This is a genomic window from Streptomyces sp. NBC_00829 (assembly GCF_045161795.1).
GTDB lineage: Bacteria > Actinomycetota > Actinomycetes > Streptomycetales > Streptomycetaceae > Streptomyces.
On the sequence record NZ_CP108867.1, the window covers coordinates 6,656,852 to 6,680,741 of the forward strand.

Consider the following 23,890-nt stretch of genomic DNA (forward strand, 5'->3'; position numbering starts at 1 on the left):
AGGCATGGTGGACCCCCTCGTAGAATGGATAGTGACACCATCTGCTATCCGGTAGTGAAACTATCTATGATGGTGCGTGGCGTTGGCAAGGGCGGAAGGGTGAACGGACAGTGCGCATGGGCGAATTGAGTCGCAGGACCGGAGTTCCGGTGCCGACGATCAAGTACTACATAAGGGAGGGCCTGCTCCCCGCCGGGCGGCTGACCAGCCCGAACCAGGCCAGCTACGACGACTCGCACGAGCGGCGGCTGAGGCTGATCCGCGCACTGCTCGATGTGGGCGGGCTCAAAGTGGCCGCCATCGCCGACGTCCTCGCGGCGGTCGACGACCCCACCACGTCCGTGCACAAGGTGCTGGGAGTGGCGACGGATCTCGTCGTGCCCCGGTACGGCGACGCGGAGCCGGACGCCGAACTGGACACGGCGCGCAAGGAGGTCCGCGAACTGATCGCCCGGCGCGGCTGGCTCGCCGACGGCGACTCACCCGCCGCCGAGGCGCTCGCCATGGCGCTGGCCGCGCTGAAGAGGGTCGGCCACGGGGCGTTCGCGGAGGTGCTCGACGCGTACGCGGATGCCGCGGAGAAGGTCGCCGAGGCCGATCTGGCGTATGCCGCGCGCCGGGCAGGGCTGGACGATCTCGTGGAGAGCGTCGTCGTCGGCACCGTGCTCGGGGACACGCTGCTCGCTTCGCTGCGGCGACTCGCGCAGGCCGACGGCTCGGCCCGACTCTACGAGAGTGAGAGCCGCGTCGAAGCGAGGAGGGCCCGTGTGCGTGGGAACGGCAGGACCCCCGGCTGACATCGGCCGGGGGTCCGTGTGGGGCGGCGGGTGAAGTAAACGGGAGCCCGGCGTTCTGAGCAGACCCCGCGCGGCCCGCTTCCGCTCGCCCTTGGGGCCAGGTCCCTGGGGCCTGGCCCGGACCAGGCCCTAACTCGCCTGTTCCTGCTCGCGCTCCACCGCTTCGTTCCAGTCGCGCTTCACCGCGCGCCACGCCTCGTCCGTCTGGCCGAGCCGCCAGTACCCGGAGATCGACAGCTGCTCGCGCGGGATCTGCCGGTCCAGCCGCAGATGGCGGCGCAACTCCTTCACGAACGCCGCCTCGCCGTGGACGAAGGCGCAGACGGAGCCCTCGGGGAAGTCCAGCGTCCTCACCGCCTCGACGAGCGCCTCGCCCGCCGGACGGTCCCCGCGATGCAGCCAGGTGATTTCGACCCCGTCGGGAGTGACGACCTTCTGCTCCTCCTGCGGGCCCTCGATCTCGACGAAGGCATGGACCACGGCTCCCGCCGGCATCTGCTCCAGGGACGCGGCGATCGCGGGCAGCGCGCTCTCGTCGCCCACCAGCAGATGCCAGTCCGCCTCCGGCGCCGGGGCGTAACCACCGCCCGGACCCTGGATGCGCATCATGTCGCCGACCTGCGCCCGCGCCGCCCAGGGGCCCGCCAAGCCCTCGTCGCCATGGACGACGAAGTCGACAGCCAGCTCACGCTGGGACGGGTCCCAGCTGCGGACCGTGTAGGTGCGGTTGGCGGGCCACTGCTCGCGCGGGAACTCCTCACGGATCCGGTCCATGTCGAACGGCTCCGGATAGCTCACGCCCTCCGGGGCGAAGAGCAGCTTGATGTAGTGGTCGGTGAACGCGCCCAGGGTGAATCCGGCCAGACCCTCGCCGCCCAGGACGACGCGCACCATGTGCGGGGTGAGCCGCTCGGTGCGCACCACCCGCGTCTCGTACGGCTTCGGTGCCTTGCGGGCCGGTCGGTCTGCCACGACGGTCTCCTTGGGCTCATGTGTGCTGCTTAGGCTTGCCTAAGTTAACACCTCAGCCCTGAAGTGTGGACAGCAGCCGTGTCAGCGCCCCGCCGAGCCCCCAGCGCGCGGCGAGCTCGTCCAGCGTCGCCGGATCGCGCGGCTCCGACGGCAGCGCGGGGTCGAAGCCGGGCAGTGGCACGTCGGCGGCGACCCTCACCACCTTCGGCGCGACCGCGACATAGTCCCTCGCCTCGTCCAGCCGCTTGCGCTGCGAAGGCGTCAGCTTCGACCGCGGATCGTCGACGGCCGCCATGATCCCGGCCAGATCGCCGTAGGCGTCCAGCAGCTTCGCGGCGGTCTTCTCGCCGATCCCGGGCACACCGGGCAGCCCGTCGCTCGGGTCGCCCCGCAGCAGCGCCAGATCGACATAGCCGGGACCGTTCACGCCGTACTTCTCGCGCAGCCATGCCTCATCGGTCATCTGGAGCGTCCCGACGCCCTTCAGCGGATACAGCACCCGCCGGCCGCGCGCGTCGTCGACGAGCTGGAAGAGATCCCGGTCGCCGGTGACGATGTCGACCGGTCCGGTCGCCCGGCCGGTGAGCGTACCGATGACGTCGTCTGCCTCGAACCCGTCGGCGCCGACGCGGGCAATGCCCAGCGCGTCGAGCACCTCCACGATCACCGGCACCTGGGGGGAGAGTGTGTCGGGGGTCTCCTCCTCGTCCGGCCCCGTCTCCGTCTCGACGGCGACGCGGTGCGCCTTGTACGAAGAGATCAGTTCGACCCGCCAGTGCGGCCGCCAGTCGTTGTCCCAGCAGGCCACCAGATCGTCGGGGCGGTGGTCCTGGACCAGCCGTGCGATGAAGTCCAGCAGCCCGCGCACGGCATTGACCGGGGTGCCGTCGGGAGCCCGGACCGAGTCGGGGACTCCGAAGTAGGCGCGGAAGTACAGGGAAGCGGTGTCGAGGAGCATCAGGCGTCGCGTCACAACCCCGATGATGCCGCACACCACTGACAGTCTCCGCGAGTGAACTGGATCCCCATCCTGTTTGCTGCGGAGACGTGCGGAGACGTGCGGAGACGTGCGGAGACGTGCGGAGACGTGCGGAGACGTGCGGAGACGTGCGGGCAGGCGGGGCGTCGGAGTGGACCCCGTCCGATGTTCAACCGTGGCCGGACGGGCGCCGCGGGAAGAAACCGAGACGGGCAAGGGCAAGGAGCAGGACGCCGTCCGCGCCTGGTTGAACGCGCCTGGTTGAACGCGCCTGGTTGAAGCAGAACCGCGCGCGGACCGGATCGCTCCGCAGTAGCCTGCTCACCGCACAAGGGGTGATCCCCGCCATGGGCGGGGATCACCCCTTCGGGCTGTCCGGCCGTCCGCCGGGCCCGCACGCACGGGCAGCCCGGAGCTGGACGGGAAACCCGGGCCGGAAGCTGCGTAAGGTGAGACAGGACCAGGGAAGGGGAGCCCGGCAGATGGACGCGAAGGACGCGAAGGACCCGAAGGAGACAGAACCCCTTCGGGTGGGCACTGCTGTGCGCAGACGCCGTCGCGCCCTGGACCTCACCCTCGCCGCGGTGGCCGAGCGCAGCGGACTCTCCGTGCCCTTCCTCAGCCAGGTCGAGAACGAACGGGCCCGCCCCTCCATGCGCTCGCTCCAGCGGGTCGCCGACGCCCTGGAGACCACTCCCGGCCGACTGCTCGCCGCCTCCGCCGCCGCCCGCACCGTCAGCGTCGTACGCGCCGCCTCCGAGGCCGCGCGCCGGGCCTCGGGGACCCGTCGCCTGGTGCGCGGACAGCATCAGCTCCAGGCCCTGGAATTCACCGGCGAGCAGGACGCGGGACGCGAGTTCCAGCACCGCAACGACGAGGTGATGTACGTCGCCGACGGTGCGGTCGAGGTCGAGGCGGAAGGACGCGCCTACCGCCTGGGGCGGGGAGACACCCTCTTCCTCTCCGGCGGCGTACGGCACCGGTGGCGCGCGACCGCCCCGGACACCCGGATCCTGGTGGTCACGGTCTCCGACCACATCGAGACGCCGGGGCCGTAGCCGCCACGGCCGGCGCAGCAGCCGTAGGGAGCAGTCATGCGGGTCGTCTCACTGGTGCCGTCGCTCACCGAGGCGGTGGCCGTCAGCGCTCCCGGTCTGCTGGTCGGTGCCACCGACTGGTGCAGCCGTCCCGCGGGCCTCGACGTCATCCGGATCGGGGGCACCAAGAATCCCGACGTGGCGGCCGTGATGCGGCTGGCGCCCGATCTGGTGATCGCGAACGAGGAGGAGAACCGGGCACCCGACCTGGCAGCGCTGCGTGCGGCGGGCATCGAGGTCCTGGAGACCGAGATCCGCGACCTCGGCCAGGCCTTCCGCGAACTGGAGCGGGTCCTGGTGGCCGGCTGCTCGCTGACGCGGCCGCGCTGGCTGGACGACGCGGAGGCGGCGTGGTCCGCCCTCGCGCCGCCGGGAGAGGTGCCGGCGGTCGTGCCGGTCTGGCGGCGGCCGTGGATGGTCCTCGGGCGGGACACCTTCGCCGGGGATCTGCTGGCAAGGCTCGGCTTCCGCAATGTGTACGCGGGGCACGCCGAGCGCTATCCGCGGATTCCGCTGGAGGAACTGCGGGAGTGCGGAGCCCAGGTGGCGGTCCTGCCCGACGAGCCGTACCGCTTCGCGGCGAACGACGGGCCCGAGGCTTTTCCCGGGCTGCCGGCCGCGCTCGTCAGCGGCCGGCATCTCACCTGGTACGGGCCGTCACTCGCGGAGGCGCCGGCGGTACTGAACGCGGCGCTGCGGGTGGCACTTCACTAGCCGAGGCGGGCGCTTCACCGGCGGGCCCCTCACCGGACGGGACCGGAAGGGGCGGCGCGGGTGCCACGAGCAGCGATCCGGCGTACAGGCCACGCAGCGTACGGAAACCGGTCACCGCCCAGGCGGCCACCAGCAGTACGTACAGACCGGTTGCGAGCCATTCGAGGGCCACCAGGCCGGTGTGGCGCGCCAGGCTCTCCGCGGCGGTCACGCAGGTGCCGACCGGAAAGGTGAAGGCCCACCAGCCCATGGTGAACGGCATGCCCCGCCGCACCGCCCGCGTCACCATCGCGGCGGCGAGCACCAGCCACATCAGGGCGAAGCCCGTCACCGGGACGCCGTAGATCACGGCGAACGCGCCGAGGCCGTCCGCGTACGGAGCGGGGATCGCGCTCGGGGCCACGTCGGCGAGCTTGTTCACGGCGGTGGTCGACTGCCCGAGAGGGCCGAGCACCAGAAAGAGGGTCGGCGTGAGCGCGAGCGGCAGCGGGCCGTAGTGGACCAGCCGGGAGAAGACCAGCGGCAGGATGACGAACGTCGCGAGCAGGCTCACCCCGAACATCGCGTAGCAGCCCAGCAGCATGCCTTCGCGCCACTGCCCGGCCGGCAGACGAGGCACCAGCAGCGCGCCGAGGGACGCGGAGACCATCGGGGCGACGACGGGCAGCAGCCACACCGGGGATGCGGTACCCGGTGCCACGCGCTGGCGTACGACCATCAGATACGGCACGACGACGGACGCGGCGAGGCCGATGAGCGTGCCGACGCCGAAGAGAGTGCCCGCCACCGCGACCGCGGCGCTCTCACCGATCACGTCCTGGCCCACCGTCAGGGCGCCGATGCCGACGGCGAGCACCGCCATGGAGAGGCATCCGTAGAACGGCGCGACCGTGGGGTCGAAGAGATGGGCGCGGGCCTGGTCCCGGTGGTGGATCCAGTGGGCGGCGCGGGCGCTCGCCACGACGGCCAGTATCGCGGCGGACAGCGCCCACACGACGGCGCACGCGGTGGTCATGCCGGGCACGTCGACGGGGAGGCCGGCACCGGCACTCGCGACGATCGCGGTGCCCATGACGGTCGCGTACCAGTGGGGGCCGAAATGGCGGAGGGACGGCAGCCGTACGGTGGTGAGAGTGGTCGCCGACACGGACGCGGCGCAGTGAGCACGGGGCTGAACGGCTATGACCATGTTTCCACTGTCACGGCGTGTGCGGCTCCCCACCAGGGATCCTTCCCCTATGGCCCCATAAGCTGGGTTGATGAGCCACGACGAAGCTGAGCGGGTACCGCTGTCGCACCGGGTGCCGGATCTGGGTGCGATGGAACTGCTGCTCGCCGTGGCGCGGCACGGCAGCCTGGGGCGGGCCGCGCGCGAGCTCGGTATCACCCAGCCGGCCGCGAGCAGCCGCATCCGCTCGATGGAACGCCTGCTCGGGGTGGCTCTGGTCGACCGTTCCCCGCGCGGCTCCCGGCTCACCGACGCGGGGGCGCTCGTCACCGACTGGGCGCGCCGGGTGGTGGAGGCGGCGGAGGCGTTCGACGCGGGGGCGCAGGCGTTGCGAGGGCGGCGGGACTCGCGGCTGCGGGTGGCCGCATCGATGACCATCGCGGAGTACCTGCTGCCGGGCTGGCTGATCGCGCTGCGCGCCCAACGGCCGGGCACGGCGGTGTCGCTGCTGGCCGGAAACTCCGCGGCGGTGGCGCAGCGGCTGCTCTCGGGCGAGGCGGACCTGGGCTTCGTGGAGGGCCTGTCCGTGCCGGAGGGGCTGGACGGGACGGTCATCGGCCACGACCGGCTCGTGGTGGTGGCGGCGCCGAGCCATGCGTGGGCGAGGCGCCGGGCGCCGCTGTCGGCGGCGGAACTGGCGACCGCGCCGCTGATCCTGCGCGAGCGGGGCTCGGGAACGCGGCAGGTACTGGACGCGGCGCTGTCGGAGTACGGCGGTCTGGAGGAGCCGCTGCTGGAGCTGGCGTCCACGACGGCGGTGAAGGCGGCGGCGGTGAGCGGGGCGGGGCCGGCGGTGCTGAGCGAGCTGGCGGTGACGGAGGAACTGTCGGCGCGCAGGCTGACGCGGATTCCGCTGGAGGGGCTGGACCTGCGCAGGGGCCTGCGGGCGGTCTGGCCGACATCGCACAGGCCGACGGGGCCGGCGCGGGATCTGCTCGCGCTGACGAGAGGGGGGTGAGGGGGTCGGGCCGGGGGCAGAGTCCCCGGCCCGGACGAGGCGAGGGCCGGTCTGCGGGGGACTTCTCGCAGACCGGCCGCTCGCGCGGGTGGGGGTCGCCTTCGCTATCGGTTCCCGACCGGGGCCGGGCGCGGAGCCCGGCTCAGAGCGCGGCCCGCACCAGCGCCGACAGCACCCGCTCGTCCTCCCCCGCCTCCGGATGCCACTGCACCCCCAGTACGAAGCCCGCCCCCGTCCGCTCCACCGCCTCCACCGTCCCGTCCTCCGCGTGCGCGCTCGCCGTGAGCGGATCGGCGAGGCGGTCCACCGACTGGTGGTGGTAGGTGGGGACCGACGATTCCTCCGGGACGATCGAGGCGTACAGCGTCCCCGGCACCGGCTTGACGGTGTGGCGGCCGAACACACCCACACCCCCGACATGGCCGTCGAGGTGCTGCACCAGCGTCCCGCCGAGTGCGACGTTCAGCAGCTGCATGCCCCGGCAGATCCCCAGCAGCGGCGTTCCCGCCGCCAGCGCCGCGCGGATCAGGGCGAGTTCCCAGGCGTCACGGTCCCGGGCCGGCGGGCCCGTACGCGCTTCGGGGGTGGCCCCGTACCGTACGGGCTCGACGTCCGCGCCGCCCGCGACGACCAGGGCATCCAGCCGGGCCACGGCCGACTCGGCGTGGGCCGGGTCGTCCGGCGGAAGCAGTGCGGCGAGGCCGCCCGCCGCCTGGACCATGCGGGGGTAGCCGGCCGGCAGCAGCGCGGCGGGCATGTCCCACACGCCCCACCTGGCAGGCTCCAGATAGGTCGTGACGCCGATGAGCGGCTTGGACACAGTGACTCCGTTCAGTTCCGTTCGAGTTCGGCCTCGGCCGCCGCCAGTGCGGCGAACTCCTCCTCGGGAGCCCGCGCCACCAGGTGGTGGCGACTGTAGAACGCGAAGTAGGCGAGCGCGACGGCGTAGACGCCGAGCGCCATGAACGCCGCATCCTTGTCCACCAGGAACGTCGCCACAAGGGCGGACAGTGCCAGGACGAAGGCGACGGACGAGGTGAGGACGCCGCCGGGAGTGCGGTAGGGCCGGGGGAGTTCCGGCTCGCGGCGCCGCAGCACGATGTGCGACAGGGCCATCAGCGCGTACGAGATCGTCGCCCCGAAGACCGCGATGTTGAGCATCCGCGCGCCGTTCCCGGTGGCCGCGGCCAGCGCGAAACCGATGGCCCCGGGGATGAGCAGCCCGAGGTACGGAGACTTGCGGCGGCTGGTGAGGGAGAGGAAGCGGGGCAGGTAGCCGGCCCGTGAGAGCGCGAAGAGCTGGCGCGAGCCCGCGTAGATGAGGGAGAAGAAGGACGCCACCAGTCCGGCGAGGCCCGCGTAGTTGACGAAGCGGCTGAGCGGGGTCGGGTCGCCGTCGCCCTGGAGGGCGACCACCAGCGGGTTTCCGGCCTCCTGGATCGCGGCGGAGCCCCGCGCGCCGGTCGAGGCGAAGAAGGTGAGCACCGCCAGCAGGACGAGGATCCCCATCGAGATGGCGAGCGCCCGCGGCATCGAGCGCACCGGGTCCTTCGCCTCCTCCGCCGCCAGGGGAACCCCCTCGACGCCGAGGAAGAACCACATGCCGAAGGGGAACGCCGACCAGATGCCCAGCAACCCGAACGGCAGCCATGAACCCGAGCCGAACGCGTCCTTGTCGACCGCGATGTCGTCCAGGTTCCCGGCGCTGAAGTCGGTGAACGCGCCGACGGCGAAGATCAGCAGCGCCGCGACGGCGATCGCCGTGACCACCAGGCTGAAGCGCAGCGCTTCGCCGACGCCCCACAGGTGGATGCCTATGAAGATCACGAAGCAGGCGAGATAGACCGGCCAGCCCGACTCCAGGCCGAACAGCTTGAGCGATTCGACGTAGTCGCCGATGAAGATGCAGATGGCGGCGGGGGCGAGGATGTACTCGATGAGGATGGCGGTGCCGGTCAGGAAGCCGCCCCAGGTGCCGAGCGCGCGGCGGGCGAAGCCGTAGCCGCCGCCCGCGGTGGGCAGGATCGCCGACAGTTCGGCGAGTGCGAAGACGAGACAGGCGTACATCACGCCCATGAGGAGGGTGGCGATCGCGAGGCCGCCGAAGCCGCCCTTGGACAGGCCGATGTTCCAGCCGGAGAAGTCGCCGGAGACGACATAGGCGACGCCGAGTCCGGTGAGCAGCAGCCAGCCGGCGCTGCCGCGGCGCAGCGTACGGGCCTTCAGATATGCGTCGTCGGCTGGGGAGGATTCGCGCGTGGTGGTGCCTTCGGCCATGAGTCGCTCCTGGCAGAGGTCAATGGTTTGTGCGGACACCATTGCGGTAGCTGTCAGGGATGCGCAAGCCCCGTGCGTAAACCTGTGGTTACGGATGAGCCTCGGAGGGGCGTCAGGAGAGGAAGCCGCGCAGCAGCGCCGCGGTTCCCTCGCAGTGCTCCCGCATGACCTCGCGCGCGCCGTCCGCGTCGGCGTCGAGCACCGCCTCGACCAGCGCCGTGTGCTGGTGCTGGGAGTGTTCGAGGTTCCGTACGAGCAGCGGAATGCAGTCCAGCAGGTCGTTCAGCGTCGCCCGCACTGCGGCGTACTGGGCGGTCAGGGTGGGGGAGCCGGAGAGTTCCGCGATGGTCAGATGCAGGAGGGTGTCCTGGCGCCGGTACTCGGCGAGCGGCGCGTCATGGGTCGCCGCCAGCGCCGTGCGCAGCCGGTCCGCGTCCTGGTCGGTCAGGCCGTGCGCGGCGCACAGGCCGGCGGCCCCCACCTCCAGGACCTCCCGGAACCGCAGGGTGTCCTCGACGTCGACCGCCGCCACCCGCCGGCGCAGTTCGTCCTCGCCGTGGGCGTCGGGGCGCTGGAGCACGAAGGTTCCGCCGTACCGGCCGCGCCTGCTCTCCACCAGACCCTGGTCGGTGAGGACCTTCAGCACCTCGCGCAGCGTGACCCGGCTGATTCCCATCCGCTCGGCGAGCTCGCGCTCCGCCGGCAGCCGCTCGCCGCCGGGGACGAGGCCGAGGCGCAGCAGCTGAAGAATCTGTTCCAGGGCTTCTTCGAATCCGTTGCCCGCGCGCACGGGGCGCAGTACCGGTGTCAGCGGGTCGGCTGCCTCGATCTTCTTCACCACGTCGCCGTTTCCTCTTCCCATTCAATGGTCTTCAGTAATACCTTATGGCTTCCGGCTGACCCAAGGAGGCGTAATCCCGTGGCAGACCGCAAACCCCCGCTCGGGGTCGAGGAGCTTCGCGTTCTCGTAGCGAGCGGTGAGATCGACACAGTCGTCCTGGCCTTTCCCGACATGCAGGGAAGGCTCCAGGGCAAGCGGTTCGCCGCAACCTTCTTCCTGGACGAGGTCCTGGAACACGGCACCGAGGGCTGCAACTACCTCCTCGCCGTCGACACCGAGATGAACACCGTCGACGGCTACGAGATGTCCTCGTGGGAGCGCGGCTACGGCGACTTCGCCATGCACCCCGACCTCACCACACTGCGTCGCGTCCCGTGGAACCAGGGCACCGCTCTGCTCGTCGCCGACCTCGCGTGGAACGACGGCTCGCCCGTCGTCGCCGCTCCCCGCCAGGTCCTGCGCCGCCAGCTGGAGCGGCTCGCCGAGCACGGCTTCACCGCCCACGTCGGCACGGAGCTGGAGTTCATCGTCTTCAAGGACACCTACGAACAGGCCTGGGACCGCCACTACCGCGATCTCACCCCCGCCAACCAGTACAACATCGACTACTCCGTCCTCGGCACCGGCCGTATCGAACCGCTGCTGCGCCGCATCCGCAACGAGATGGCCGCGGCCGGACTGACCGTCGAGTCCGCCAAGGGCGAGTGCAACCCCGGCCAGCACGAGATCGCGTTCAAGTACGACGAGGCCCTGGTCACCTGCGACCAGCACGCCGTCTACAAGACCGGAGCGAAGGAGATCGCCTCCCAGGAGGGCGTCTCGCTCACCTTCATGGCCAAGTACAACGAGCGCGAGGGCAACTCCTGTCATATCCACCTCTCGCTCCAGGACGCCGACGGCCGCAATGTGATGGCGGGCGAAGGACCCGGCGGAATGTCGCCGGTCATGCGGCACTTCCTGGCCGGACAGCTCGCCGCGCTGCGTGACTTCTCGCTGCTGTACGCGCCCAACATCAACTCCTACAAGCGGTTCCAGCCCGGCTCCTTCGCGCCGACCGCCGTGGCCTGGGGATACGACAACCGCACCTGCTCGCTCCGGGTCGTCGGCCACGGCCGCTCGATGCGCTTCGAGAACCGGCTGCCGGGCGGCGACGTCAACCCGCACCTGGCGGTCGCGGGCCTGGTCGCCGCCGGTCTGTACGGGATCGAGCAGAAGCTCGAACTTCCCGACGAGTGCGCCGGGAACGCGTACACCGCCGGATACGCCCAGGTCCCCACGACGCTGCGCGAGGCCGCCGAACTCTGGGAGAACAGCCCCATCGCCAGGGCCGCGTTCGGCGAAGAAGTCGTGGCGCACTACCGCAACATGGCGCGGGTCGAACTCGAAGCGTTCGACGCCGCGGTGACCGACTGGGAGCTCCGCCGCTCCTTCGAACGTCTGTGAGGCACGTTGTGTCGTACGCCTACCACGAAGTGCTCAACCCGGCGACCGGGCAGGTGGTCGAGCGGGTCCGGGCGACGACGGCCGCCGAGGTCGACGAGGCCGTCGCCCTGGCCGCGCAGGCCCAGCGGGCCTGGTCGGCGGCCTCGCCCGCCGACCGGGCCAGACTGCTGCGCCGCTTCGCCGCGGTCGTCGACGGCCACCTCGAAGAACTGGCGCAGCTGGAGGTGCGGGAGGCCGGCCACACCATCGGCAACGCCCGCTGGGAAGCCGGCAACGTCCGCGACCTGCTCGACTTCGCCGCCGGGGGAGTGGAGCGCCTGAGCGGACGCCAGATCCCCGTCGCCGGCGGACTCGACATCACCATCCTCGAACCGCTCGGCGTCATCGGGGTGATCGCGCCCTGGAACTTCCCCATGCCGATCGCCGCCTGGGCAACCGCCCCGGCCCTGGCGGCGGGCAACGCGGTGCTCCTCAAGCCGGCCGAGACCACCCCGCTGACCGCGCTGCGCCTCGCCGGACTCGCCCTGGAGGCGGGGCTGCCCGAGCACCTGTTCCAGGTGCTGCCCGGCGCCGGCGGCGAAGCGGGCAACGCGCTGGTCGAACACCCGGGTGTCGCCAAGATCGTGTTCACCGGCTCCACGCGGGTCGGCAAGCAGATCATGGAGAAAAGCGCAGCGCTGGTGAAGCGCGTGACACTCGAACTCGGCGGCAAGAGTCCCAACATCGTCTTCGCCGACTCCGACCTGGAGGCCGCGGTCGCCGCGACTCCCATGTCCTTCCTGGACAACAGCGGACAGGACTGCTGCGCCCGCACCCGGATCCTCGTCCAGAGCTCCGTGTACGACCGCTTTCTCGACCTCCTCGCCCCGGCGATCGAGTCGATCGTCGTCGGCGATCCGGCGGACGAGAACACCCAGATGGGACCGCTGATCTCGCAGGCCCAACTGGATCGGGTACGGGCCTACGTCCCCGACGAGCCGAAGGGAATCCGGGGCAGCGCGCCCGACGGCCCCGGCTTCTGGTTCCCGCCGACCGTGCTCACCGATCTGGCACCGGACGCGCCGGCCGCCTGCGAAGAGGTCTTCGGCCCGGTCGCCGTCGTCCTGCCCTTCGACGATGAGGCCGACGCGATCCGGCTCGCCAACGCCACCGAGTACGGACTGTCCGGCTCGATCTGGACCCGCGACATCGGCCGCGCGATCCGCGTCTCCCGGGCCGTCGCCGCCGGCAACCTCTCCGTCAACTCCCACTCCAGCGTCCGCTACTCGACGCCGTTCGGCGGCTACAAGCAGTCCGGCCTCGGCCGCGAACTGGGCCCCGACGCCCTCACCGCTTTCACCGAAACCAAGAACGTCTTCATCAGCACGGAGGCCTGAGCACCATGACCGTTGAGACCCCCATCTGCCGCCGGCTGGTCGGCCGTACCGCAGTCATCACCGGCGCGGGCAGCGGGATCGGCCTCGCCACCGCGCGCCGCCTGGCGGCCGAGGGCGCCCGCATCGTCTGCGGCGACATCGACGAGCAGGCGGGCAAGGCCGCTGCCGACGAGGTCGGCGGCACGTTCGTCAAGGTCGACGTCACCGATCCCGAGCAGGTCGAGGCGCTGTTCAAGACGGCCTACGACACCTACGGCAGCGTCGACATCGCCTTCAACAACGCCGGCATCTCGCCGCCCGACGACGACTCCATCCTCACCACGGGCCTGGAGGCCTGGAAGCGCGTCCAAGAGGTCAACCTCACCTCCGTCTACCTGTGCTGCAAGGCGGCCATCCCCTATATGCAGCGCCAGGGTCGCGGCTCCATCATCAACACCGCGTCCTTCGTGGCGATCATGGGCGCGGCGACCTCGCAGATCTCGTACACCGCCTCCAAGGGCGGCGTGCTCGCCATGTCGCGCGAGCTCGGCGTCCAGTTCGCCCGAGAGGGGATCCGCGTCAACGCGCTGTGCCCCGGGCCGGTCAACACCCCGCTGCTCCAGGAGCTGTTCGCCAAGGACCCCGAGCGTGCCGCACGTCGGCTGGTGCACATTCCTGCCGGACGGTTCGCGGAGGCCGACGAGATCGCCGCCGCGGTGGCCTTCCTCGCCAGCGACGACTCCTCGTTCATCAACGCGACGGACTTCCTCGTCGACGGCGGCATCGCGGGCGCGTACGTCACGCCGCTGTAGAAGGCCACAACCGGGCCCACGGGCTGGCCGGATGGGCGTGACGACCCCGGCCGGCCGGTTTCCGGACCCGAGCGTGCCCGGCACCGATCGCTGGTGGGAGGGGACCGCCTGGACCGCGCACACACGCCCGGTCCAGGCGCAGGCCGCACGTTCCCCAGAGGCAGAACCTGTCCCTTGAGAGGCAAGGCCGGTCCCTAGAAACCGCCGAGGAACGTGCGGCCCTCAGAGGAACGCGCGGCCCTCACCACGGTAGGTCGGAGCCGTCCCCGTCACCCGGTCGTCCTCGATCAGCTGAAGCGTGTCGAACCGTTCGCACATCTCCCCGGCCTTGGCGTGCCGGAACCACACCTTGTCACCGATCAGCAGATCGTCGGCGGGGGAGCCCAGCAGCGGGGTCTGCACCTCACCCGGTCCCTCCTGCGCGTCGTAGCGCAGGCCCTCGGGGAGATACGGGAAGGGCAGCCTGTCCGGGCCCGCGGCGCCCGAAGCGGGATAGCCGCCGCCGAGAACGGTCACCACGCCCACGCCGGGCCTGCGGACGACGGGCTGGGCGAACAGGGCGGCCGGACGCCCGGTGAAAGAGGTGTAGTTGTCGAAGAGCCGCGGGACGTACAGGCCGGAACCGGCGGCGATCTCGGTCACCGCGTCCTCGGCGGCCGTGTGCTGGACGCTGCCGGTGCCGCCCCCGTTCACGAACTCAAGATCAGGCGATACCGCCCGTACCGCGTGCACCACCGCCGCCCGACGGGCCGCCAGCTCCTTGCGGGCCGCGCCCTGCATCAGGCGGATGGCGCGGGAGCGGACCGGACGCCCGGACAGCGCGTCGCCGACGCCCGCCACATGCCCCTCGTACGCCATCAGCCCCACCAGCCGGAAGCCTGGACGCCGCCCGATCGACCGGGCCAGCTCCGCCAGCTGGGCAGGCTCACGCAGCGGCGAACGCAGGGCCCCGATCCGTACGCGCCCGCCGAGCAGATGCAACGCCGTGTCGAGTTCCAGACAGACCCGGATCTCCTCCTTGCCACCCGCGCGCGAGCGGTCGATCAACTCCAGCTGGGCCGCGTCGTCGACCATCACCGTCACAGCGTCCGCGAGCTTGGGATCGGCCGCGAGCTCGGCGAAACCGGCCCGGTCCGCGGACGGATAGGCCAGCAGCACGTCGTCGAACCCGGCCCGGGCCAGCCACATCGACTCGTCCAGCGTGAACGACATGATCCCCGCGAATCCGTCCCGCGCCAGGACCCGCTCCAGCAGTGCGCGGCAGCGCACGGACTTGCTCGCCACCCGGATCGGCTTGCCGCCGGCTCTGCGCACCAGATCGTCGGCGTTGGCGTCGAACGCGTCGAGATCCACGATCGCGAGCGGGGCGTCGAGATGCGCGGTAGCCCGGTCGTAGCGGGCCCGGTCAGCGGCACGGGGAGTCATGGGCCGAGCTTGCCAGACCTGATTACCGCAGGGTAGGGGATGCTCTGGGCAGATCCGTCCGGACTCTCGGTCCTGTGCCGCCCGGCGCGTTCCAGCCCGTAGAGTGACGCACACGCGGTGACGAACGGGCCTGCCCCGAAAGGCGATCCGCCGGTACACGTAGACCAGGAACTGGGGGGCGGGATGAGCACGGAGGCGCACCGCCCGCCCGGTCCGCCGGCCTCCCCCCGGCCCGAGGACGGGGACGCGGCGCCCGGCACCTCACGTATCACGGACGCGCTGGTTCCGCAGGAGACCGCCCCTTCCGCGCTCCGCACCTCGGGCATCACGCAGTTCCTGCACCCGGACCCGGCGGACCAGGACTCTGCCCAGCGGCCGTCCGGACCCCCGCCCCGCCCCTGCGCACCGCCTGTCGCGGGCGCGCAGGCCGGTGACGCGGACCGCCCCGAGAGCACACCCGAGGTGCCGCCCGCGCGCGCGGGCGCGAGCCGGAGCGAGCCCTTCGCGCCCCCGCGCCGGATCACACCGCCCCCGCGCCGGGACGCACGGCCCCCGCACCCCTCCGCGGCCGACCGCTCCTCCGGCGTCGCGCCCCCCGTACCGCCGCGCCCCGACACCCCTCCTGGCCGTGCCTCCGGTACCCGCCCGGCCGCGGTCCCCGCGGGGCAGACCGGCCCTGACACCCCTCCTGGCCGTGCCTCCGGTACCCGCCCGGCCGCGGTCCCCGCGGGGCAGACCCCGGCCGCACCCCCGGCACCGTCCAGCCCTCCGCAGCGCCCGGATGCCCGCCCGGCGACGTCCGACGCCCGCCCGGCCCGTCCCGCCACGAGCCCGCGCCCGTCTGCCGACATCCCGCCCGCCCGGCCCTCCGCAGCTCCCGGCCCGGCGGGCTCCCGTCCGCCCACCACCGCCCGCCCGGCGACGTCCGCCCCCACCGAGCCGCCACGCCCCGCCGCCGGTTCTGTACCGCCCGTCGAGACCACCGCCCGCCTGCGTCCCGTCGGCGACCCCCGGTCCACCCCCGAGTACCCCGGACCCCGGTCCACCCCCGAGTACCCCGGACCCCCTCCCGCCACCGCGCCCCCGGCGCCCGAGCCACCGCCGCGGCCCCCCGTCGCGCCCACCCGGCGCAGGCCCGTCGGCTCCGTCGATCTCACCCCGCCGCCCCCCGGCTCACGCCCCGCCCACCCCGGGCCCGCGCTCCAGCACTGGGCGCCGCCGGAGACACCCGCCGAGACGACGACCCGGCTCCGTCCCGTACGGACCCGGCGCACCGCGCGCACCGTCGGCGCGCTCGCCTGTGTCGTTCTCGGACTCGGCCTGATCGGCGGCGCCGCCACCGGCAGCTGGCTGACCGGCAACTCCAGCGCGGACTCCGCCGACCGCACCGGATACACCGAAGCCCGCGCGCTGTGGCACAGCGTCCCCGTGGACACGCTGTTCCCCCGCACCCTCAAGGGCACCGGCGCGGGCCCCGGCGGCGCGGACCGGGTCTGGACCCGGATAGCGGTCGCGCCGGACGGCCCCTGCGCGCCCGCACTCGAACGACTGCTCGCCATGGTGCTCCAGCCGGTCGGCTGCGTCCGGGTGCTGCGGGCCACCTACACCGACGCGACCGCCAGCAGCGTCACCACCGTCGGAATGATCTTCACCGAGGGTGACCCGGACGCCATGCGCGCGCTGAGCACCCGCTTCTCCGAGCAAGGTCTGGACGAGCGCCCGGACCTGATGCCGCGGGCCCTTCCCGCCAGGGACACCATCGCCGCCCGCTTCGGTGACCGGCAGCGCGCGAGCTGGACCGTGAGCGTCCTGACCGAGATGCCGGTCATCGTCTACGCCGTGTCGGGCTTCGCCGACGGCCGCACCGTCACCGACCCGCAGTCCGCCGACGAAGCCAAGGCGCGGGGCGCCACGTCCGCGCCCGCGCAGGCCGGCCTCGGCCACGAGGCCCTGGGCATAGCGGACCGTATCGAGGACGGACTGCGCAGGGCGATCAGCCCGGCCACGGGGAGTCCTGAATGATCCGCCGCCACAGCCGCCGGTTCCCTCGTGGCCACCGCATCGCCGCCGCTCTCGCCGCCGTCGCCCTCGCGTTCCTGCCGGCGACGCCCGCGCACGCGGACGAGATCCGGGCCCAGCAGTGGGGGCTCGACGCCCTGCACACCGAACGGGCCTGGAACACCACCAAGGGCGAGGGCATCACCGTCGCGGTCCTGGACACCGGCGTCGACGACAGCCATCCCGACCTCGCGGGCTCGGTCCTGCCGGGCAGGGACTTCATCGGCTTGGGGGCCCGGCGCGGCGAACGTGCCTGGGCCCGCCACGGCACCGCGATAGCCGGCATCGTCGCCGCCCACGGCCACGGTCCGGGCCGCGAGGAGGGCGTCCTCGGCATCGCCCCCGAGGCGAAGATCCTCCCCGTCCGCGTCATCCTCGAAGGCACCGACAAGGCGCGGGATCAGGCCCGCAAGTCGCATGGCACGGCCCTCGCCCAGGGCATCCGCTGGGCCGCCGACCAGGGCGCCGACGTCATCAACCTCTCGCTCGGCGACGACAGCGAGTCCGCGCACCCCGTGGCGGGCGAGGACGCCGCCGTGCAGTACGCCCTGGCCAAGGGCTCCGTCGTCGTCGCGTCGGCCGGAAACGGCGGCGAGAAGGGCGACCACATCTCGTACCCCGCGGCCTACCCCGGGGTGATCGCCGTGACGGCCGTCGACCGCTACGGCACCCACGCCTCGTTCTCCACCCGCCGCTGGTACGCCACCGTCAGTGCCCCCGGCGTCGACATCGTCATAGCGGACCCCGACCGTAAGTACTACGAGGGCTGGGGAACCAGCGCGGCCTCCGCGTTCGTCTCCGGCGCGGTCGCGCTCGTCCGCGCCGCCCATCCGGAGCTCACCCCCGTCCAGATCAAGAAGCTGCTCGCCGACACCGCCCGCAACGGCCCGAGGGGCGGACGCGACGACGCCAAGGGGTACGGCACCGTGGACCCGGCCGCTGCGATCAAGGAAGGCGCCAAGCTGCGCCCCATGGATCGGAATCCCGCGTCCGCGGGCTACGGCAAGCAGTACTTCGGCGCAGGTCCCGACCCCGTCGGCAAGGAACCCGAACCGGTCGGCTGGCTCGCTCTCCTCGCGGGCGGCGTCGGCGCACTGGTGCTCGCGGGCGCGGTCGTGCTCTGGCGCGGCGGCCGTGTCAGAGGCTCCTGACCGCCTCCCGCACCGCCGCCTCGACACAAGCGACCCCGGCCTCTTTCGTCGGATGCCCGTCGGAGAGTACGGCGATCGGCAGGGCACCGGCCCGGCCCACGGAGTGCACGACCCAGAGCCCGCTCTCGCGCATCGGCATCCAGCCGTTCTTCAGCGCCCACGGTCCCCCGGCGGCCGACACCCCCCAGTCCTGCCCCTTCGCCACCTGCTCCATGAGGGACGTGAGAACCGGGTACCCGCCGCTGAACACGGCCTGCATCAGAATGAGCTGATCACTCGCGGTGGTACGGGTCAGCCCCCACGCGGTATCGGCCCGGGTCCGGGTGAGCCCGAACCGCGTATGCGCCGCGTCGAGCCCCGGCGCCCCGCCGGCCTTCTCCCAGAGCGCCGTCGCCGCGTCGTTGTCGCTCCGTACGATCATGGCCCTGGCCAGCTCCGTTTCCCGTCCGGTCAGCGGGCGCCCCTCCAGGAGCAGCGCGGCCAGGATCGAGACCTTCACGATGCTCGCCGAGGGATAGGTCCGGTGCTCGCCGTACGAGCGGCCGGGCAGGGCGACCGAGACACTGGCACTCATACGGGGAGGTTAGGCTCCTCGCGTGGCGCTCAAGAACATTCCCGACCCCGGTTTCTCCGACGACGACGGCACCGCCGACCCACGGCTGACGGCGGCACTCGCCGCCTGGGCCGTGGACCGGACGGCGCACGGCCCGGTGCTCGAAGCCCTCAAGGACGCCCGGCTGCTGGTCCCCGTCGTCGCCGTCCTCGGTGAGGTCGAGGTCCACGAGAACGGGCTGCGTCGCGAGAAGACCAGCGACATGGCCGTGCCCACGCTCACCGCGGGCGACCGCCGCGCGCTTCCGGCCTTCACCTCGATCGCCTCGCTGGCGCGCTGGAATTCCGAGGCCCGGCCCGTCGCCGTTCCGCTCCACCAGGCGCTCCGGGCCGCGGCCCACGAGAAGGCGGACACCCTGGTGCTGGACCTGGCGGGTCCGGTTCCGTACCAGCTGACCGGTCCGGCGCTGCTCGCCCTCGCCGAGGGCCGTACGAGCGCCGACCCGCTCGACGACCCGGCCGTCACGACGGCGGTACGCGACGCGGTCGCCGCCGAGCCCGCGGTGCTCCGCGCCCATCTCGGCCCGGGCAACGCGGACGGCACCCTCGCGCTGGTCCTGGCCGCGGACGCCGTCCCGGCGCAGGCCGTCCGCCGGGTCGCCGAGGCGCTGGCGGCCGACGACGTGCTGAGGGCCCGCCTGGTGCGGGGCCTCGACCTGGCACTGCTGCCTGCCGAGGCCACCCCTCCGGGCGAGCCCCTGTTCGTACGCGGGTAAAGCGACCCGTGAGCGGTTGCGGTCAGCCGTAGACGGGACCGGTGTACTTCTCGCCCGGACCCTGGCCCGGCTCGTCCGGCACCAGGGACGCCTCGCGGAAGGCCAGCTGCAGGGACTTCAGCCCGTCCCGCAGCGGTGCCGCGTGGAAGGAGCTGATCTCGGTGGCGCTCGCGTCCATCAGTCCGGCCAGGGCGTGGACCAGCTTGCGGGCCTCGTCCAGGTCCTTGTGCTCCGCGCCGTCCTCGGTCAGGCCCAGCTTCACGGCGGCGGCGCTCATCAGGTTCACCGCGACCGTGACGATCACCTCGACAGCCGGGACCTCCGCGATGTCGCGGGTCATGTCGTCGAAGTCGGGGGACTCGTGGGGCGTGGTCGCGTCACTCATGCCGCATACGATATGCCCCGCGGCGCCGGGACCCGGCCATGGCCTGAGTTAGCCCCTTCCGCCCGGAGCTGCTAACCTTGCGTAATGACCGGCCGGACATCTGTGTGCCCGGCCCACAAGTGGAGGCTCCGATCTCCCACCTGACCGTCCTCAGGACGGCGGGTCACCGGTCAGGCGGCGCCCATCGTTCCGTACGGACGATGGAAGTCGCCCGATGTGCGCCCCGCGGTTGACCGCGGCGGTGCTCCGGTATTCGAGGAGCTGCCGCCTGTGTCCCGTCCGGGGCATTTTTCACGTTCCGGTGCGGTTGGTCTTACGAAACAGACGTTACGCGGCTGCCTGCCAGACAGTCGTGTGGTGCTACTTAGGAGGATCCATCAGCGCCGAGCCCCGCATCAACGACCGGATTCGCGTTCCCGAAGTGCGACTTGTCGGTCCCAGCGGCGAGCAGGTCGGGATTGTTCCGCTTGCCAAGGCCCTCGAGCTTGCGCAGGAGTACGACCTCGACCTGGTCGAGGTCGCGGCGAACGCCCGGCCGCCCGTGTGCAAGCTCATGGACTACGGGAAGTTCAAGTACGAGTCGGCCATGAAGGCCCGTGAGGCGCGCAAGAACCAGGCGCACACGGTCATCAAGGAGATGAAGCTCCGGCCGAAGATCGATCCGCACGACTACGACACCAAGAAGGGTCACGTCGTCCGGTTCCTCAAGCAGGGTGACAAGGTCAAGATCACGATCATGTTCCGTGGTCGTGAGCAGTCCCGCCCCGAGCTTGGCTTCCGCCTGCTTCAGCGTCTCGCTTCCGACGTCGAGGACCTCGGTTTCATCGAGTCGAACCCGAAGCAGGACGGCCGGAACATGATCATGGTTCTTGGCCCGCACAAGAAGAAGACCGAGGCCATGGCCGAGGCGCGTGAGGCCCAGGCCGCCCGCAAGGCGGAGCGTCAGGGTTACACGCACGACGAAGAGTCCTCGGACGAGGCTGCGGAGGCTCCGGCCGAAGCACCCTCCGAGACCTCCGAGGCGTGATCCGAGGGGCTGCCATCCAGGCGCCCCTGGTCCCGTCCGGAACCACAAACCAAGATCTGACGCTCCCGCTGTCCGGTGCCCGCCGGGGGAGCGCCACTGACGAGGAGATAACGGCGCGATGCCGAAGAACAAGACGCACAGCGGTGCCAAGAAGCGCTTCAAGATCACCGGCTCCGGCAAGGTGCTCCGTGAGCGCGCCGGCAAGCGCCACCTGCTCGAGCACAAGTCGTCCAAGCTGACGCGTCGCCTCACCGGCAACGCCGAGATGGCCCCGGGTGACTCGAAGACCATCAAGAAGCTTCTCGGCAAGTGACGTTCGTGTCCCCTGTGACCGGGGACACACGCCGATACCGGGACCAATTCGTTTCCGGGCCGTGTGAGTCCAACCACGGCCCCGCTACAAGGAGTTAACTAGTGGCACGCGTCAAGCGGGCAGTCAACGCCCACAAGAAGCGCCGGGCAATTCTCGAGGCCGCCAGCGGTTACCGCGGTCAGCGTTCGCGCCTGTACCGCAAGGCCAAGGAGCAGGTCACCCACTCCCTGGTCTACAACTACAACGACCGCAAGAAGCGCAAGGGCGACTTCCGTCAGCTGTGGATCCAGCGCATCAACGCCGCTGCCCGCCAGAACGGCATGACGTACAACCGCCTCATCCAGGGTCTGAAGGCCGCCAACATCGAGGTGGACCGCAAGATCCTGGCCGAGCTCGCGGTCAACGACGCCAACGCGTTCGCCGCGCTCGTCGAGGTTGCGCAGAAGGCGCTGCCGAGCGACGTCAACGCGCCGAAGGCCGCGTCGGCGGCCTGACGGCCGCGTCGTACCGACCGGACCCGCAGGCCTTCTGGCCTGCGGGTCCGGCGTGTTCGGCGTGTTCGGGGTTGTTTCACATCCGTCCGGCCGAGGCCGGGCGCCGAACCAGAGAGCCACAGGCGACATGCGCACCCCTGAGCTGATCTCCCCGCGATCCCCGCGCGTGACCGCAGCCCGGCGGCTCGCCAAGCGCGCCTTCCGGGGCAAGGAGCGTCTGTTCATCGCCGAGGGCCCGCAGGCCGTGCGCGAGGCCGTCGCCCACCGCGGCCCGGGCGGCGAGCACACCCTGGTCGAGGTCTTCACCACCGTCGAGGCCGCCGAGCGCTACGCCGACATCGTCGACGCCGCCCGGGACGCCGGAGCCCGGGTGCACCACGCCTCCGACGCCGTGCTCGCCGAGGTCTCGCAGACCGTCACCCCACAGGGCCTCGTCGGCGTCTGCCGCTTCCTGGACTCGCCGTTCGAGGAGATCCTGGCGGCGAGGCCGAAGCTCGTGGCCGTACTCGCGCACGTCCGTGACCCGGGGAACGCCGGGACCGTGCTGCGCTGCGCGGACGCCGCCGGCGCCGACGCCGTCGTCCTCACCGATGCCTCGGTGGACCTCTACAACCCCAAGTCCGTACGCGCCTCGGTCGGCTCGCACTTCCATCTGCCCGTCGCCGTCGGTGTCCCCGTCGAGCAGGCGGTGCGGGGCCTGCGCGACGCAGGGGTGCGGGTGCTGGCGGCCGACGGCGCGGGCGAGGACGACCTCGACGACGAACTGGACGCTGGCACCATGGGCGGACCCACCGCCTGGATCTTCGGCAACGAGGCATGGGGGCTCCCGGAGGAGACGCGCGCGCTCGCCGATGCCGTCGTGCGCGTACCGATTCACGGAAAGGCCGAAAGTCTGAACCTGGCGACCGCCGCAGCCGTATGCCTCTATGCCTCGGCCCGCGCGCAGCGCGCGGGCAGCAGTACCGGCTGAGGCCCGAGTACTCGCTCAGGGGGTCCGTCCGGTCACTTCCAGCTAGTAGGGTGACGGGCTCGGGGGCCCACTGCGCGAGCGGAGAGGTGGGGTACGGGGATGGCTGTCGGGACGAGCAGGCCCGCGGAGACACACGGGGCGTTGCTGTGCCACTCCGGCGGTCCCGGGATGTTCGGGATAGACCCCGACGACCTTCCCGACGGGCTCGTCGTCGCCGACGAGCGGGGCCGGGTCATCTGCTTCAACGCCGCCGCCGTGAGGATCACCGCCGTGGCCGAGGCCGATGCGCTCGGACACCCCCTGGAGCGCGCGCTGCCCCTGGAGGACCTCAAGGGGCGGCGCTGGTGGACCCTGACCGATCCGTACGGAGGCCTCGCCACCCGCGTCGGCCAGCCCGAGCGCAATCTGCTGCTCCCCGGCGGCCGGGAGGTCCTCGTCTCCGCCCGCTATGTGCGCGAGTACCCCACCGGGCCGGTGCGCCGCCTCGTCGTCAGCCTGCGCGGCACCGAGGCCCGGCGCCGTACCGAGCGCAGCCACGCCGAGCTGATCGCCACCGTCGCCCATGAGCTGCGTTCGCCGCTCACCTCCGTGAAGGGCTTCACGGCCACCCTGCTCGCCAAGTGGGAGCGGTTCACGGACGACCAGAAGCGGCTGATGCTGGAGACCGTCGACGCCGACGCGAACCGGGTCACCCGGCTCATCGCCGAACTGCTCGACATCTCGCGCATCGACTCCGGACGGCTCGAAGTGCGCCGTCAGCCCGTCGATGCCGCCGCCGCCGTCGGTCGCCATGTCCAGGCCCACATAGCCAGCGGTCAGTCCCCCGACCGCTTCTTCGTCCGCATCCAGCGTCAGCTGCCCGATCTGTGGGCCGATCCCGACAAGATCGACCAGGTGCTGGGGAACCTGCTGGAAAATGCGGTGCGCCACGGCGCCGGAACGGTCACCATCGAGGTGGCGCCGGCAGCGGCGAAGGACGACGAGAAGGGTACGGCCGTCACCGTGAGCGACGAAGGCCCCGGCATCCCCGAGGAGTCGATGGGCCGCGTCTTCACCCGCTTCTGGCGGGGAAGCAAGCGCGGCGGCACGGGCCTGGGCCTCTACATCGTCAAGGGCATCGTCGAGGCGCACGGCGGAACGATCACCGTCGGCCGCGGACCCGGCGGCGGCGCCGAGTTCCGATTTATTCTGCCCGTCGGTGCCCCGGCCTACCTGAAACAGGGGGCCTGAGCAGCCCGCGGGCTCATCAGCCTCTCCACACCCCGT

At 71.8% G+C, this 23,890-nt stretch carries 25 protein-coding genes; 16 read left to right on the forward strand and 9 right to left on the reverse strand.

Translation table 11 applies throughout. From position 1 onward, the window contains the following. The first annotated feature begins 110 nt into the window (after positions 1 to 110). Complete coding sequence (locus tag OG293_RS29710) at positions 111 to 797, forward strand: MerR family transcriptional regulator (RefSeq protein WP_406001854.1); 687 nt, start codon at positions 111 to 113, stop codon at positions 795 to 797. Between the two features lie 129 nt (positions 798 to 926). Here the strand turns inward: OG293_RS29710 and OG293_RS29715 are convergent, their stop codons facing one another. Then, positions 927 to 1,769, reverse strand: coding sequence for a siderophore-interacting protein (locus OG293_RS29715; RefSeq protein ID WP_406001855.1), 843 nt, complete (start codon positions 1,767 to 1,769; stop codon positions 927 to 929). Between the two features lie 52 nt (positions 1,770 to 1,821). After that, complete coding sequence (locus tag OG293_RS29720; RefSeq protein WP_406003753.1) at positions 1,822 to 2,727, reverse strand: 5'-3' exonuclease H3TH domain-containing protein; 906 nt, start codon at positions 2,725 to 2,727, stop codon at positions 1,822 to 1,824. Between the two features lie 503 nt (positions 2,728 to 3,230). Here OG293_RS29720 and OG293_RS29725 point away from each other — a divergent pair. Further along, on the forward strand, positions 3,231 to 3,806 hold the full coding sequence (locus OG293_RS29725) for a helix-turn-helix domain-containing protein (RefSeq protein WP_406001856.1): 576 nt from the start codon (positions 3,231 to 3,233) through the stop codon (positions 3,804 to 3,806). Between the two features lie 36 nt (positions 3,807 to 3,842). After that, positions 3,843 to 4,559, forward strand: coding sequence for a helical backbone metal receptor (locus tag OG293_RS29730; protein WP_406001857.1), 717 nt, complete (start codon positions 3,843 to 3,845; stop codon positions 4,557 to 4,559). Here the strand turns inward: OG293_RS29730 and OG293_RS29735 are convergent. Then, positions 4,486 to 5,748, reverse strand: a complete 1,263-nt coding sequence (locus OG293_RS29735; RefSeq protein ID WP_406001858.1) for a TDT family transporter — start codon at positions 5,746 to 5,748, stop codon at positions 4,486 to 4,488. The genes OG293_RS29730 and OG293_RS29735 overlap by 74 nt on opposite strands. A 70-nt stretch (positions 5,749 to 5,818) precedes the next feature. Here OG293_RS29735 and OG293_RS29740 point away from each other — a divergent pair, with 70 nt between their 5' ends. Next, complete coding sequence (locus OG293_RS29740; RefSeq protein ID WP_406001859.1) at positions 5,819 to 6,745, forward strand: LysR family transcriptional regulator; 927 nt, start codon at positions 5,819 to 5,821, stop codon at positions 6,743 to 6,745. Positions 6,746 to 6,887: 142 nt separating this feature from the next. Here OG293_RS29740 and OG293_RS29745 read toward each other — a convergent pair whose 3' ends face one another. The 3 genes from OG293_RS29745 to OG293_RS29755 form a co-directional block, all read right to left on the reverse strand. Beyond that, on the reverse strand, positions 6,888 to 7,565 hold the full coding sequence (locus OG293_RS29745) for a gamma-glutamyl-gamma-aminobutyrate hydrolase family protein (protein ID WP_406001860.1): 678 nt from the start codon (positions 7,563 to 7,565) through the stop codon (positions 6,888 to 6,890). Positions 7,566 to 7,576: 11 nt separating this feature from the next. Then, on the reverse strand, positions 7,577 to 9,022 hold the full coding sequence (gene eat, locus OG293_RS29750; protein WP_406001861.1) for an ethanolamine permease: 1,446 nt from the start codon (positions 9,020 to 9,022) through the stop codon (positions 7,577 to 7,579). Between the two features lie 112 nt (positions 9,023 to 9,134). Next, positions 9,135 to 9,884 (reverse strand): FadR/GntR family transcriptional regulator, encoded by a 750-nt coding sequence (locus OG293_RS29755; RefSeq protein WP_406001862.1) that lies wholly within the window; start codon positions 9,882 to 9,884, stop codon positions 9,135 to 9,137. Between the two features lie 57 nt (positions 9,885 to 9,941). Here OG293_RS29755 and OG293_RS29760 point away from each other — a divergent pair, with 57 nt between their 5' ends. Genes OG293_RS29760 through OG293_RS29775 form a run of 4 tightly spaced genes read left to right on the forward strand, consistent with a single transcriptional unit; the run spans position 9,942 to position 13,651 of the window. Further along, positions 9,942 to 11,306, forward strand: coding sequence for a glutamine synthetase family protein (locus OG293_RS29760; protein WP_406001863.1), 1,365 nt, complete (start codon positions 9,942 to 9,944; stop codon positions 11,304 to 11,306). Beyond that, entirely contained in the window at positions 11,303 to 12,682 is a 1,380-nt protein-coding gene (locus OG293_RS29765; protein WP_406001864.1) for an aldehyde dehydrogenase family protein, read from the forward strand. Before OG293_RS29760 ends, OG293_RS29765 begins: the two co-directional genes overlap by 4 nt. 5 nt (positions 12,683 to 12,687) lie before the next feature. Next, positions 12,688 to 13,473, forward strand: coding sequence for a 3-oxoacyl-ACP reductase (locus tag OG293_RS29770; RefSeq protein ID WP_406001865.1), 786 nt, complete (start codon positions 12,688 to 12,690; stop codon positions 13,471 to 13,473). A 31-nt stretch (positions 13,474 to 13,504) separates the two neighbouring features. Continuing rightward, positions 13,505 to 13,651 (forward strand): DUF2510 domain-containing protein, encoded by a 147-nt coding sequence (locus OG293_RS29775; RefSeq protein WP_406001866.1) that lies wholly within the window; start codon positions 13,505 to 13,507, stop codon positions 13,649 to 13,651. A 44-nt stretch (positions 13,652 to 13,695) separates the two neighbouring features. Here the strand turns inward: OG293_RS29775 and OG293_RS29780 are convergent, their stop codons facing one another. Beyond that, positions 13,696 to 14,898 (reverse strand): amino acid deaminase/aldolase, encoded by a 1,203-nt coding sequence (locus OG293_RS29780; RefSeq protein ID WP_406001867.1) that lies wholly within the window; start codon positions 14,896 to 14,898, stop codon positions 13,696 to 13,698. Positions 14,899 to 15,081: 183 nt separating this feature from the next. Here OG293_RS29780 and OG293_RS29785 point away from each other — a divergent pair, with 183 nt between their 5' ends. Further along, positions 15,082 to 16,920 carry a hypothetical protein gene (locus OG293_RS29785; protein WP_406001868.1) on the forward strand — a complete coding sequence of 613 codons (1,839 nt, stop codon included), beginning with the start codon at positions 15,082 to 15,084 and terminating at the stop codon, positions 16,918 to 16,920. Beyond that, on the forward strand, positions 16,917 to 18,107 hold the full coding sequence (gene mycP, locus OG293_RS29790) for a type VII secretion-associated serine protease mycosin (protein WP_406001869.1): 1,191 nt from the start codon (positions 16,917 to 16,919) through the stop codon (positions 18,105 to 18,107). Before OG293_RS29785 ends, mycP begins: the two co-directional genes overlap by 4 nt. Here the strand turns inward: mycP and OG293_RS29795 are convergent. Continuing rightward, positions 18,094 to 18,681 carry a serine hydrolase gene (locus OG293_RS29795; RefSeq protein ID WP_406001870.1) on the reverse strand — a complete coding sequence of 196 codons (588 nt, stop codon included), beginning with the start codon at positions 18,679 to 18,681 and terminating at the stop codon, positions 18,094 to 18,096. The two genes, mycP and OG293_RS29795, sit on opposite strands and share 14 nt — an antisense overlap. 22 nt (positions 18,682 to 18,703) lie before the next feature. Here OG293_RS29795 and OG293_RS29800 point away from each other — a divergent pair, with 22 nt between their 5' ends. Next, complete coding sequence (locus tag OG293_RS29800) at positions 18,704 to 19,435, forward strand: SseB family protein (protein WP_406001871.1); 732 nt, start codon at positions 18,704 to 18,706, stop codon at positions 19,433 to 19,435. A gap of 22 nt (positions 19,436 to 19,457) precedes the next feature. On the opposite strand, the gene OG293_RS29805 is transcribed toward OG293_RS29800, so the two are convergent. Continuing rightward, entirely contained in the window at positions 19,458 to 19,820 is a 363-nt protein-coding gene (locus OG293_RS29805) for a DUF1844 domain-containing protein (protein WP_406001872.1), read from the reverse strand. Between the two features lie 352 nt (positions 19,821 to 20,172). Here OG293_RS29805 and infC point away from each other — a divergent pair, with 352 nt between their 5' ends. The 5 genes from infC to OG293_RS29830 all read left to right on the forward strand — a co-directional run bounded on the left by infC (position 20,173) and on the right by OG293_RS29830 (position 23,854). After that, on the forward strand, positions 20,173 to 20,847 hold the full coding sequence (gene infC, locus OG293_RS29810) for a translation initiation factor IF-3 (RefSeq protein WP_406001873.1): 675 nt from the start codon (positions 20,173 to 20,175) through the stop codon (positions 20,845 to 20,847). 118 nt (positions 20,848 to 20,965) lie between these two features. Next, positions 20,966 to 21,160, forward strand: coding sequence for a 50S ribosomal protein L35 (gene rpmI / locus OG293_RS29815; RefSeq protein ID WP_142216133.1), 195 nt, complete (start codon positions 20,966 to 20,968; stop codon positions 21,158 to 21,160). Between the two features lie 101 nt (positions 21,161 to 21,261). After that, positions 21,262 to 21,654 carry a 50S ribosomal protein L20 gene (rplT, locus tag OG293_RS29820; protein ID WP_266478373.1) on the forward strand — a complete coding sequence of 131 codons (393 nt, stop codon included), beginning with the start codon at positions 21,262 to 21,264 and terminating at the stop codon, positions 21,652 to 21,654. Positions 21,655 to 21,781: 127 nt separating this feature from the next. Beyond that, the gene (locus tag OG293_RS29825) at positions 21,782 to 22,624 is read left to right on the forward strand and encodes a TrmH family RNA methyltransferase (protein WP_406001874.1); all 843 of its coding nucleotides are present in this window, start codon (positions 21,782 to 21,784) and stop codon (positions 22,622 to 22,624) included. 99 nt (positions 22,625 to 22,723) lie between these two features. Then, complete coding sequence (locus tag OG293_RS29830; protein WP_406001875.1) at positions 22,724 to 23,854, forward strand: ATP-binding protein; 1,131 nt, start codon at positions 22,724 to 22,726, stop codon at positions 23,852 to 23,854. Positions 23,855 to 23,890: the final 36 nt, after the last annotated feature.